The 11,875-nt window shown below is 63.7% G+C and carries 10 protein-coding genes; all 10 read left to right on the forward strand.

Annotated elements, in window-relative coordinates; translation table 11 throughout:
• Positions 1-19: 19 nt before the first annotated feature.
• The 10 genes from leuD (at position 20) to F1609_RS11620 (ending at position 11,649) form a co-directional block, all read left to right on the forward strand.
• Positions 20-667, forward strand: coding sequence for a 3-isopropylmalate dehydratase small subunit (leuD, locus tag F1609_RS11575; protein ID WP_167076586.1), 648 nt, complete (start codon positions 20-22; stop codon positions 665-667).
• A gap of 20 nt (positions 668-687) precedes the next feature.
• The gene (leuB, locus tag F1609_RS11580) at positions 688-1,758 is read left to right on the forward strand and encodes a 3-isopropylmalate dehydrogenase (RefSeq protein WP_167076587.1); all 1,071 of its coding nucleotides are present in this window, start codon (positions 688-690) and stop codon (positions 1,756-1,758) included.
• 44 nt (positions 1,759-1,802) lie between these two features.
• Positions 1,803-2,930 carry an aspartate-semialdehyde dehydrogenase gene (gene asd, locus F1609_RS11585; protein WP_167076588.1) on the forward strand — a complete coding sequence of 376 codons (1,128 nt, stop codon included), beginning with the start codon at positions 1,803-1,805 and terminating at the stop codon, positions 2,928-2,930.
• 348 nt (positions 2,931-3,278) lie between these two features.
• Positions 3,279-6,170: a motility hub landmark protein FimV gene (locus tag F1609_RS11590; protein WP_167076589.1), complete on the forward strand. Its 2,892-nt coding sequence runs from the start codon at positions 3,279-3,281 to the stop codon at positions 6,168-6,170.
• 198 nt (positions 6,171-6,368) lie between these two features.
• Positions 6,369-7,166: a tRNA pseudouridine(38-40) synthase TruA gene (gene truA / locus F1609_RS11595; RefSeq protein WP_167076590.1), complete on the forward strand. Its 798-nt coding sequence runs from the start codon at positions 6,369-6,371 to the stop codon at positions 7,164-7,166.
• 17 nt (positions 7,167-7,183) lie between these two features.
• A complete protein-coding gene (locus tag F1609_RS11600; RefSeq protein WP_167076749.1) occupies positions 7,184-7,849 on the forward strand; it encodes a phosphoribosylanthranilate isomerase in 666 nt (221 codons plus the stop codon).
• On the forward strand, positions 7,846-8,766 hold the full coding sequence (locus tag F1609_RS11605; protein ID WP_167076591.1) for a hypothetical protein: 921 nt from the start codon (positions 7,846-7,848) through the stop codon (positions 8,764-8,766). Before F1609_RS11600 ends, F1609_RS11605 begins: the two co-directional genes overlap by 4 nt.
• Positions 8,767-9,078: 312 nt before the next feature.
• A complete protein-coding gene (trpB, locus tag F1609_RS11610) occupies positions 9,079-10,326 on the forward strand; it encodes a tryptophan synthase subunit beta (protein ID WP_167076592.1) in 1,248 nt (415 codons plus the stop codon).
• Positions 10,327-10,375: 49 nt separating this feature from the next.
• The gene (gene trpA, locus F1609_RS11615) at positions 10,376-11,182 is read left to right on the forward strand and encodes a tryptophan synthase subunit alpha (protein WP_167076593.1); all 807 of its coding nucleotides are present in this window, start codon (positions 10,376-10,378) and stop codon (positions 11,180-11,182) included.
• An 83-nt stretch (positions 11,183-11,265) separates the two neighbouring features.
• On the forward strand, positions 11,266-11,649 hold the full coding sequence (locus F1609_RS11620; protein ID WP_167076594.1) for an addiction module antidote protein: 384 nt from the start codon (positions 11,266-11,268) through the stop codon (positions 11,647-11,649).
• Positions 11,650-11,875: the final 226 nt, after the last annotated feature.

Raw genomic sequence — 11,875 nt, forward strand, 5'->3', positions numbered from 1 at the left:
GCCCATACTGCTAAAGACCATGGATAAATTTACGATATACGAGGGCCTGGTGGCCCCGCTCGACCGCGCCAACGTCGACACGGACGCCATCATTCCCAAGCAGTTCCTCAAGTCGATCCTGCGCACCGGCTTCGGTCCCAATCTGTTCGACGAATGGCGCTATCTCGATCACGGCGAGCCGGGCAAGGACAACAGCGGCCGTCCGCTCAATCCCGATTTCGTCCTCAACGAGCCGCGCTACCAGGGCGCCTCGATCCTGCTGACGCGCAAGAATTTCGGCTGCGGCTCCTCGCGCGAACACGCGCCGTGGGCGCTCGACCAGTACGGCTTTCGCGCCATCATCGCGCCCAGTTTCGCCGACATCTTCTTCAATAACTGCTACAAGAGCGGCCTGCTGCCGATCGTCCTCTCCGAAGCGCAGGTCGAGCACCTGTTCAACGAAGTCAAGGCCTTCCCGGGTTTCCGCCTGGTGGTGGACCTGGAACAGCAGCGCATCTCCACCGCCAACGGCGCGGTCAGCTACGAGTTCCAGATCGACCCGTTCCGCAAGTACTGCCTGATCAATGGCCTGGACGATATCGGCTTGACCCTGCGCCACGCGGACCAGATCCGCGCTTTCGAAGAGCGCCACCTGGCGGCCCAGCCCTGGCTGGCCAACGTCATCTGACCACAAGAAAAAGAGACCACATGAAGATTGCAATCCTGCCCGGCGACGGCATCGGCCCCGAAATCATGGCGCAAGCGGTCAAGGTACTCAATGTCCTTGGCGAGCAGTTTGAAATGGAAAGCGCCGACGTTGGCGGCGCCGGTTACGCCGCCCACGGCCACCCGCTGCCGCCGGCCACCCTGGCGCTGGCCAAGAGCGCCGACGCGGTGCTGTTCGGCGCCGTCGGCGACTTCAAATACGATACCCTGGAGCGCGCCCTGCGCCCGGAGCAGGCCATTCTCGGCTTGCGCCGCGAGCTGGCGCTGTTCGCCAACCTGCGCCCGGCGATCCTGTACCCCGAACTGGCCGGCGCTTCCACCTTGAAGCCCGAAGTGGTGTCGGGCCTGGACATCCTGATCATCCGCGAACTGACCGGCGACATCTACTTCGGTAAGCCACGCGGCGTGCGCGAATGCCCGGACGGCCCGTTCAAGGGCGAGCGCGAAGGCTTCGACACGATGCGCTACGCGGAAAGCGAAATCCGCCGCATCGCGCACGTGGCCTTCCAGGCCGCGCAAAAGCGCAGCAAGCGCGTCACCAGCGTGGACAAGGCCAACGTGCTCGAGACGTTCCAGTTCTGGCGCGACATCGTCACCGACGTGCACAAGGAATATCCGGACATCGAACTCGATCACATGTACGTCGATAACGCCGCCATGCAGCTGGTGCGCGCGCCGAAAAAATTCGACGTCATGGTCACCGGGAATATGTTCGGCGATATTTTGTCCGACTGCGCGGCCATGCTCACCGGTTCGATCGGCATGCTGCCATCGGCCTCGCTCGACGCCAACAACAAGGGCCTGTATGAGCCGTCGCACGGTTCGGCGCCCGACATCGCAGGCAAGGGCATCGCCAATCCGCTGGCGACGATCCTGTCGGCCGCGATGATGCTGCGCTTCTCGCTCGGTAAGACCGGGCAGGCCGAGCGGATCGAGAACGCGGTGAAGAAGGTGTTGGCGCAGGGTTTACGCACCGCGGATATTTTTGAAGCCGGTACCACCAAGGTCGGTACCGAGGAAATGGGCAATGCAGTGGTCAAGGCGCTTGGTTAAAGCGGTTACTTAAAACAAAATGTAGTAAGCACTGAGGAAAGAAGATGAAATTAGTTGGCTTGGTAGGTTGGCGCGGTATGGTTGGTTCGGTCCTGATGCAGCGCATGCAGGACGAAGGCGATTTCGCCCACATCGAACCGGTGTTCTTCACCACCTCGAACGCGGGCGGTAAAGCGCCTGCGATGGCGAAGAACGAGACTACCCTGAAAGACGCAACCGACATTACCGAGCTGTCGAAATGCGAGATCATCATTTCCTGCCAGGGCGGCGACTACACCAGCGAGGTGTTCCCGAAGCTGCGCGCAGCCGGCTGGAACGGCTACTGGATCGACGCCGCTTCGACCCTGCGCATGAACGACGACGCCGTCATCGTGCTCGATCCGGTCAACCTCGATGTGATCAAGAACGCCATGACAAAGGGCGTAAAGAACTACATCGGCGGCAATTGCACGGTGTCGTGCATGCTGATGGGCCTGGGCGGCCTGTTCCAGCACAAGCTGGTCGACTGGATGAGTTCCATGACCTACCAGGCCGCATCCGGCGGCGGCGCCCAGCACATGCGCGAGCTGCTGACCCAGTTCGGCACCATTAATCAATCGGTCAAGGCCCTGCTGGACAACCCGGCGGCCGCCATCCTCGAAATCGACCGCACCGTGCTGGCCACCCAGCATGGCATGTCGGCTGACGAAACCAAACAATTCGGCGTGCCGCTGGCCGGCAACCTGATTCCGTGGATCGACAAGGACCTGGGCAACGGCCAGTCGAAGGAAGAGTGGAAGGCCGGCGCCGAAACCAACAAGATCCTCGGCCTGGGCGAGGCCTTCGGCAGCAAGGAGATTGCGGTCGACGGCCTGTGCGTGCGCGTGGGCGCGATGCGCTGCCACTCGCAGGCGCTGACCATCAAGCTGAAAAAGGATGTACCGCTCGACGAAATCAACGACATCATCGCCGCCAACAACCAGTGGGTGAAGGTGGTGCCGAACACGCGCGAAGCGTCGATGCGCGACCTGTCGCCGGCGGCGGTGACGGGCAGCCTGACCATTCCGGTCGGCCGCCTGCGCAAGATGTCGATGGGCGGCGAGTACCTGTCCGCCTTCACGGTCGGCGACCAGCTGCTGTGGGGCGCGGCCGAACCGTTGCGCCGCATGTTGCGCATTATCCTGGATAAGTAATCCCGGCCCGGTTACGGCCCGGTAAACACGTGTAGAATTGCGGGTTGTGCATGACTTTTGTGCACGACACGGCAGAGGTGGCCAGCGCAGGGATGCGTTTTTGGCCACCATTTCCCGGGTTTTCCATATCCTTCTTGATAATTCAGTTGTTATTTCTTGCAAGGTAGTTGACAAAGCGGCATGAATGGGGTTCTGAGCGAGCTGTTACAGAAAGCGCGAAATTGCGTATTTAGTGAGCAGCCTCCCGACATAGTTGCTCCAAAAACTTGCATGCTCCAGAGCATGATGATATGTTGAGACCTCCGGGAAACCAGCCTTCTCCCCCGTCAACTCAAGATGCCGCCAACTATGCATTTAAACACTCGCTCCAAGCTCACTTCGTTCGCGTTGAAAACCCTCACAGGCGCGGTCGCCAGTGCTGTGTTTCTGTCTACCTCGGCATACGCGGCGGGTCTCGGTAAACTGACCGTCCTGTCCGCGCTCGGCCAGCCCCTGAACGCAGAGATCGAACTGACTTCGGTTGCCAATGATGAAGCGAGCGGTCTGACCGCGAAGCTGGCCCCGGCGGAAGCCTTCCGTCAAGCCAATATCGATTTCAATCCCGCCCTGCTGTCGCTGCGTTTCAACGTCGAGCAGCGCGGTGGACGCCAGTTCATCAAGGTCACGTCCTCGCAGCCGGTCAACGAACCGTTCGTCGACATGCTGCTCGAATTGAACTGGGGTTCGTCGGGCCGCCTGGTGCGCGAATACACCTTCCTGCTCGACCCTGTCGAAATGCGCTCGACCCAGACCGCGCAAGTATCCGCGCCGGTCGACGTGCTCTCGCAGGGCAGCCGCGCCAGCGCCGCCAAACCGAATTCCAGGGCCGACAAGGCAGCAGCCAAAGCCGCTGCCGCCGCCGCAGCAGCAGCCGCCCGGACCGAGAAGGCCGAACAAAAAGCCGAACAAAAAGCCGAAGCCGCACCCGAGCCAAAATCGCAGGAGCCGCAGCGTGCCGGCGGCGCCGGCAAGAATGCGGGCGATGCCGACTACGCCGTCAAGCGTGGCGACACGCTGGGCAAGATCGCGGCGCAGCTCAAGCCGGCCGACATTTCGCTCGACATGATGCTGGTCGCGCTGTACCGCGCCAATCCGGACGCGTTTGCAGGCAACAACATGAACCGCCTGAAGTCGGGCCAGATCCTGTCGGTGCCGGATGCCGGCGCGATCAAGGGTTCGGACGGCGAAGCACGCGGCGTCGTGGTGGCCCATGCCGCCGACTTCAACGCGTACCGCAATAAACTGGCCGGCCAGGTCGCCAGCGCATCGCCCGACAAGGCGCCTGAAAAGACCCAGAGCGCCGCCGGCAAGATCACCGCCAAGGTGGCCGAGCGTCCGACCGCCGTCAATGAATCGAAAGACCAGCTCAAGCTGTCGAAGCCGACCGGCCAGGCCGATGCCGCCGCCGGCAAGACCGGCGTGCTCACGCCGGAAGACAAGATCGCCAAAGAACGCGCCATGGCCGAAGCGACCAAGCGCGTCAAGGAACTGGAAAAGAACGTCGGCGATCTCGAAAAGATCGTGACCGTCAAGAGCAAGACCGGCGCTGCCGCCACCACCCCGGCCGCGCCGGCTGTCGCGGCCACCCCGGCTGTTGCGCCGAAGGCATCGATCACGGAAGCGGTCAGCACCAAGCCGCCGGTGACGCCGCCAGCGGCCGTCACGCCGCCGCCAGCCGTGCCGGCACCAGCGGCCACGCCGCCTGCCGCCACCACTGCGGCTACCCCGGCGGTCACGCCGCCAGCGGCGACCGACACCCCGCCGGCAGTCGCACCGGTGGCGCCGCCCGCCAAGCCGGTGGTCAAGCTGGCGCCGACGCCGCCGCCAGCCGAGCCAAGCTTCTTCGACATGCTGATGGAGAACATCGTCCTCGTCGTCGCCGCCATCGTCGCCTTGCTGGCTGGCCTGTTCGGCCTGTCGAAATGGCGCGAGCGCAAGCAGGTCGAACGCAATCCGTCGGAGCCGTCGATCCTTGGCGCGCCGACCGACCAGGCCCATTCCCTGTTCGCCGAAACCGGCGGCCAGAGCGTCGACACCAACAACAGCGTGTTCAACTCCAGCTTCGCCCCATCGGCCAGCCAGCTCGACACCAATGAAGTCGATCCGGTCGCCGAAGCCGATGTCTACATCGCCTACGGCCGCGATGCCCAGGCTGAAGAGATCCTCAAGGAAGCGCTGCGCACCCATCCTGACCGCTACCCGGTCCGTCTGAAACTGCTCGAAATCTACGCTGCCCGCAAGGACCAGCGCGCGTTCGAAAGCCAGGCCAGCGAACTGTATGGCATGACCAAGGGCCAGGGCGACGAGTGGGCACAAGCTGCCGCACTGGGCCTGTCGATCGATGCGATGAATCCGCTGTACGCCAGCGCCAGCGCCGCCGCCGCCGATGCGGGCCAGCCAGTCGTCCTGGCCGACCAGTTCGACGCCTCGGCGATCGACAACGGTCCGCACAGCGCCCTGATGGACCTCGACCTCGACCTGGGCAAAGACAACACCGTGGCCCCGGCCCCGGTCGTGGCCGCGGCACCTGCGGCCAAGGCAGACGAAGAGCACACGCTGGACTTCGACCTGGGCGACCTGAGCTTCGAGCCGGTCACCAACACCGCACCAGCTGCCACGCCGGCAGCCGAAGTCCTGGACGAGCATCACCTGTCGTTCGACACGCCGACGATCACCCCGGCCCGCGTCGACCTGGTCAAGGAAGAAACGCCGGAGATGGACTTCGACATGGACTTCAATGCCCCGTCGACCAGCGCACCGGCGGCCAGCACGGTCAGCCTGGACAAACCGGCGGCCGATGACTTCGACCTCGACGGCATGAACTTCGACCTGCCGCAATCGGATGCGCCTGGCGCCGCGCCAAGCCTGGCCAACGGCGATCCGTTTGCCGCCGACCGGGCCGCCCGCGCCGAAGCCGCACCGGACTTCGACATGCACTCGCTCGACCTCGACCTGCCGGCCCACGCCAGCGCCGAAGCGACCGCGTTGCCTGATTTCGACGATATCGGCAGCGCCAGCGATACCCCTGCGGGCGAACTGACGGCGGTCCAGATGGAGATGGAAACCAAGCTTGACCTGGCCATCGCCTATCAGGAAATCGGCGACAAGGAAGGCGCGCGCGAACTGCTCGACGAAGTCATCAAAGGCGGCAGCGCTGCCCAGGTGACCAAGGCGAACGAGATGCGCATCAAGCTCGCTTGACCGCTGTCTTGATGAATCACGGCTGTTACTGGATTTCGTGTCCCGAGTCAGAAATTCGTTGAATAAATACGGCGATCATCGCGCCGATACGGCGTCACAAATGCTCGCCAGGCGTTTGCCTGTCTGCGCTTTGTTCCTTGTCTCGGCACGATGTCGCCCTATTTAATCATCAACCAATTTCCACCTCAGGACACTAGATTGAAGCGTATAGCACTGGGAGTCCAGTACGACGGTACCGCCTTCAACGGCTACCAGAAGCAGCCAGAGCGCAACACGGTGCAGGACCGGCTCGAAATCGCGCTCGAAAAATTCGCGCGCGTCGAGCTGGGTACCACCTGCGCCGGCCGTACCGATACCGGCGTTCACGCGCTCGAACAGGTGGTCCACTTCGACACCGACATCGCGCGCAGCATGCAGTCCTGGGTGCGCGGCGTGAACACCTTTTTGCCCGATTCAATCGCGGTGCGCTGGGCCACCGAAGTGCCCGAGCATCCGGGGCAGCAATTCCACGCCCGCTTCGCCGCCTTTGCGCGCACCTATCACTACGTCCTGTACAACAATCCGATCCGCTCGCCGCTGCTGGTGGGCCGCGCCGGCTGGGTATTTCGCCCGCTCGACGTGGACCTGATGCGCGCCGCCGCCCAATGCCTGGTCGGCACGCACGACTTTTCCGCCTTCCGTTCCTCGCAATGCCAGGCCAAGTCGCCGGTCAAGCAGATGCACGCGGTGCACATCGAGCGCCATGGTGAAGTCATCGTATTCACCTTGCGCGCCAGCGCCTTCCTGCATCACATGGTGCGCAACCTGATCGGCTCCCTGATCTACGTCGGCCAGGGGCGCCACACGCCTGCCTGGATGAAGGATGTCCTCGAAGGGCGCGACCGCAACGACGCCGCGCCCACCTTCATGCCCGACGGCCTGTACCTGGCCAAGATCGACTACGATCCCAAATGGGGCTTGCCGCACGAGGCGGCCCGTCCACTGCCCTGGTTCTGAGGTCACGCATGCCATCCTTGCAACGCACACGCATCAAGATTTGCGGGCTGACCCGCCCGCGAGACGTCCAGGCGGCAGTGGCCGCGGGCGCGGACGCACTCGGCTTCGTGTTCTATGCAAAAAGCCCGCGCTACGTGACGGCGGCGCAGGCAGGCGTCTTGATGTCCGCCGTGCCGCCGTTCGTCTCCACCGTGGCGCTGTTCGTCAATGCCGGCATCGATGAGGTGAGGGCGGTGGCCGCGCTGGCGCCGTTTTCACAGCTGCAGTTCCATGGCGACGAAACGGTGGAAGAATGCGCGGCGCTTGCCGCCGCCGTGGGACGCCCGTTCATGCGCGTGCTGCGCGTGCGGCCTCAGACGACCGGCGCCGACCTGCTGGCCGAAGAAGCGCTGTGCCGCGCCGCCAGTCCGCTGTTCTCAGGCCTGCTGCTCGATACCTTTGTCGAGGCTTACGGCGGCGCCGGCAAGGTGTTCGACTGGGCCGTTATTCCTCCCGAGCTGGCGCCGCGCGTGGTCTTGAGCGGCGGCCTGACGATTGACACGGTGGCCGGCGCGGTGCGCCAGGTGCGCCCGTACGCGGTCGATATCAGCAGCGGCGTTGAGCAGGCCAAGGGCATCAAGGATGCCGCCAAAATCGACGCCTTTGTCGCGGCAGTGCACACGGCCGCCAGCGGCGCGCGATGACCCACGCCGATCCCGGATTCGGCTACATTTTCTGCGCGGCCCTGTCGCGTGCGCACCTCTACATCGGCGGCGTCGCGCTGGAGCTGGAAGACGCCGGCCATCCCCATGCGATCCTGTTCGAACAAGACAACGGAACCTGGTCGCGCTGGTCGATGGAGCACCGCCTGGCCGGCATCGCCGCGTTTACCGACGCCGGCGTCGACAAGCTGCTGTGCGTGGGCGAAACCGGCGAGGTCGAAGTTGCCGATGCCGAGGGCGCCGATGAAGAACGGATCGGCGGCGACGCTGGCGGTCCGAACACCCTGCGCCCGCTGCGCTGCGTGCGCATCATCGGGCACCATGCTTACGCGGCCGGCGCCCAGCGCCAGGTCTACCGGCGCCGGCTCGATGCGGCGGGCTGGCACGCCGTCGATCAGAGCTGCGCCATTGCGCGCGGCGGCGCCGATATCGGCAGCTTCCACGCAATCGACGGACGCGACGAACACCTGTTGCTCGCCGTCGGGATGGGCGGCGCCATCTGGCGCTGCGCTGGCGGCATCTGGGAAGCGCTCGACAGTCCGGCCGGCGCCACGCTCGAATGCGTGCTGTTCCTGGGTGGCGAGCGCTTTCTGGCGGCCGGCGCCGGCGGGCTGCTGCTGTCGATCGACGGCAGCGCCGTGTGCCCGATTGTGCACAATGCGACCGGTGAAAACTTTGTCGGCGGCGCGCTCGCCTTCGGCGCGGTTTATTTGTGCACAGACCAGGGCAGCCTGTTCAGGTTCGAGGGCGATACCGTGACCCGCATCGACAGCGGCGTGGCGCCCGTGGCGGGCGGCGGCGCGCTGGCGTACGCCGACTCGCTGCTGGTGTTTGTGAGCGATACGCGCTTGCAGTGCTTCGACGGCAGCGTCTGGACGCAACACGATCCGGCGGCCTGACTGGCGCGCCCCGCAGAGTGACTTTCACCACAAGCGGCGCCGATTTGCTAGAATACCTTCAACAATACCGCATCACCCCTTGTGCCTCCCCGGCGTGTCGTCCCGGAGCGCGCAAACCCCACGGTGGTGCAGGAAAGGCTGCGATGGTTTCTCATACCAAAAGAACGCGCGCCTCGGGTCGTTTTGTGTGGTGGCTCGGGCGTACCAAACGCGATTGACGCGGGGCTGGTCACGCCCCATGTTTTGCCAGCCATGACCGCCGCCTTGCGCCGCGGTCTGTCAGCCGATATCACCTTCGAAAGCGAGTACCCCATGAAAAACGCACCTGTGCGCGCTGCGGCCGCCCCGATTTTCCAGACTTCCGACTACCAGCTGCCCGATGCGCGCGGTCACTTCGGCCCGTACGGCGGCGCCTTTGTCGCCGAAACGCTGACCCACGCGCTGGCCGAGCTGAAAGAAGCCTACGCCAAGTACAGCCACGATCCCGAGTTCCTCGACGAATTCCGCTATGAGCTCAAGCACTTCGTCGGCCGTCCGTCGCCGATCTACCACGCCAAGCGCTGGTCCGAACAGCAGGGCGGGGCGCAGATTTTCTTCAAGCGCGAAGACCTGAACCACACCGGCGCGCACAAGATCAACAACGTGATCGGCCAGGCCTTGCTGGCCAAGCGAATGGGCAAACCGCGCATCATCGCCGAAACCGGCGCCGGCCAGCACGGCGTGGCCACGGCCACCATCTGCGCGCGTTTCGGGCTTGAATGCGTGGTCTACATGGGCAGCGAAGACGTCAAGCGCCAGGCCCAGAACGTGTACCGCATGAAGCTCCTCGGCGCGACCGTGGTGCCGGTGGAATCGGGCTCGAAGACGCTCAAGGACGCGCTCAACGAAGCCATGCGCGACTGGGTGACGAATATCGAAAACACCTTCTACATCATCGGCACGGTGGCGGGCCCGCACCCGTATCCGATGATGGTGCGCGACTTCCAGTCGGTGATCGGCGAGGAATGCCTGGTGCAGATGCCGGAACTGGCCGGACGCCAGCCCGACTACGTGCTGGCCTGTATCGGCGGCGGCTCGAACGCGATGGGGATTTTTTATCCGTACATCGACGAGAAGAACGTCAAGCTGATCGGCGTCGAAGCGGCCGGCGAAGGGCTCGACTCGGGCAAGCATTCGGCCTCGCTCACGGCCGGCATTCCGGGCGTTTTGCATGGTAACCGCACCTACCTGCTGCAGGACGAAAACGGCCAGATCATCGAGACGCACTCGGTGTCGGCGGGCCTGGATTATCCGGGCGTGGGACCGGAACATGCGTGGTTGAAGGACCTTGGGCGCGCGCAGTATGTGTCGGTGACCGACGACGAGGCGCTGCAGGCGTTCCACGACTGCTGCCATATCGAAGGCATTATTCCGGCGCTGGAGTCGTCGCACGCGCTGGCGTACGCGGCCAAGCTGGCTGCGACCCTGCCCAAGGAGCAGCTGATCCTGGTGAACCTGTCGGGCCGCGGCGACAAGGACATGCACACGGTGGCGGAACGGATGGGGCTCGATTTCAGCTGAGTTTTACTGCAATCCGACCTATTCGACCCTACTACAAGAAAGCATCGCCATGTCCAGAATCGCACCAACCTTTGCCGCTTTGGCGGCCAGTAAAAAAACCGCGCTCGTCACTTTCATCACGGCCGGCGACCCGGGACCTGACATGACGGTCCCGCTGATGCACGCCCTGGTCGCCGGCGGCGCCGACATCCTCGAACTGGGGGTGCCGTTTTCCGACCCGATGGCCGAAGGCCCGGTGATCCAGCGCGCCTGCGAGCGCGCGCTCAAGTTCAACGTCGGCATCAAAGACGTGTTCGGCTTCGTGCGCGAGTTCCGCAAGACCAACCAGAGCACGCCGGTGGTGCTGATGGGGTATGCCAATCCGATCGAGCGGATCGGCTCGGACGCGTTCATCGCCAAAGCCAAGGAGGCCGGTGCCGACGGCGCGATCGTGGTCGATTATCCGCCCGAGGAATGCGAGCAATTCGCCAACGCGATGCGCGCCAGCGATCTGGATCTGATCTTCCTGCTGGCGCCGACGTCGACGCCGGAACGCATCGCGCAGGTGGCCAAATTCGGCAGCGGCTTTAGCTATTATGTGTCGCTCAAGGGCGTCACCGGCGCCGGCAATATCGACGTGGCCGACGTGGCGCGCCGCCTGGCGCCGATTCGCGAGCACGTCAAGCTGCCGATCGGCGTGGGCTTCGGAATTCGCGATGGCGAGACTGCAAAGGCGGTGGCCCAGGTGGCCGATGCGGTGGTCATCGGCAGCCGCATCATCCAGGAGATCGAAGCGGCGCCGAAGGATCAGGCGGTGGAGGCGGTCCAGCGTTTCGTCGCGGGAATTCGTAGCGCGCTCGATAGCGAAGAAGCTTGATGTAGATCGATTCGTGCGCGCTGGTGCTGTCGGTAGAATGGGTCTTGGATTCTCTCCTTGAGCCATCGCAGAGGATGTCGCGCATGAAAACAGCACAGGTTGGCACATCGGTACAAGACGAGTTCGATATGGACGCGATCAATGCCTTGCCTCGGTTTGACGTTGCCGACCAACTCGATGCCGATGAAGAGATCACCGCTTACCTGAACGTCTACCTGGAAGAGAAAGATATAGCCATGTTCGTCCGTGGTCTCGGTACAGTTGCGCGAGCCCGTGCCAAGACCAGCGTCGGACTAATCCCGAGCGTCGAACGCGGCGCGCTGTACAAGTCGCTTCGCGAAGAGGGCGCTCCGGGTTTCGATTCGGTGATGCGGGTAATGAAGTCGTTAGGGCTGCGTCTGATTGTCGAGCCTGTCGGGACGGCCAGCGATCCCGCGCCGCCCAGCGAAACGCCAGAAACTCCTTGACTGCCTGACTATGACCTGCATCGGCCTTGCTGTCGATGCATCACCACTCCTGCGCGCCTTTCATTCCAGCGGAAAACCCTTCTTCATCTTCCACTATCACCTCTTGCTGACGGCTTGCTAAATTTGCCCGTAAACCATGCTAATTCGTCCACTTCGCCCGCTTTTCCTCGCAAAATAAAGATTGGACACACGTACATACGGCACATAGCATACCTTCGCTAACGCC

The sequence above is a fragment of the Massilia aquatica genome, assembly GCF_011682045.1.
GTDB lineage: Bacteria > Pseudomonadota > Gammaproteobacteria > Burkholderiales > Burkholderiaceae_D > Telluria_A > Telluria_A aquatica.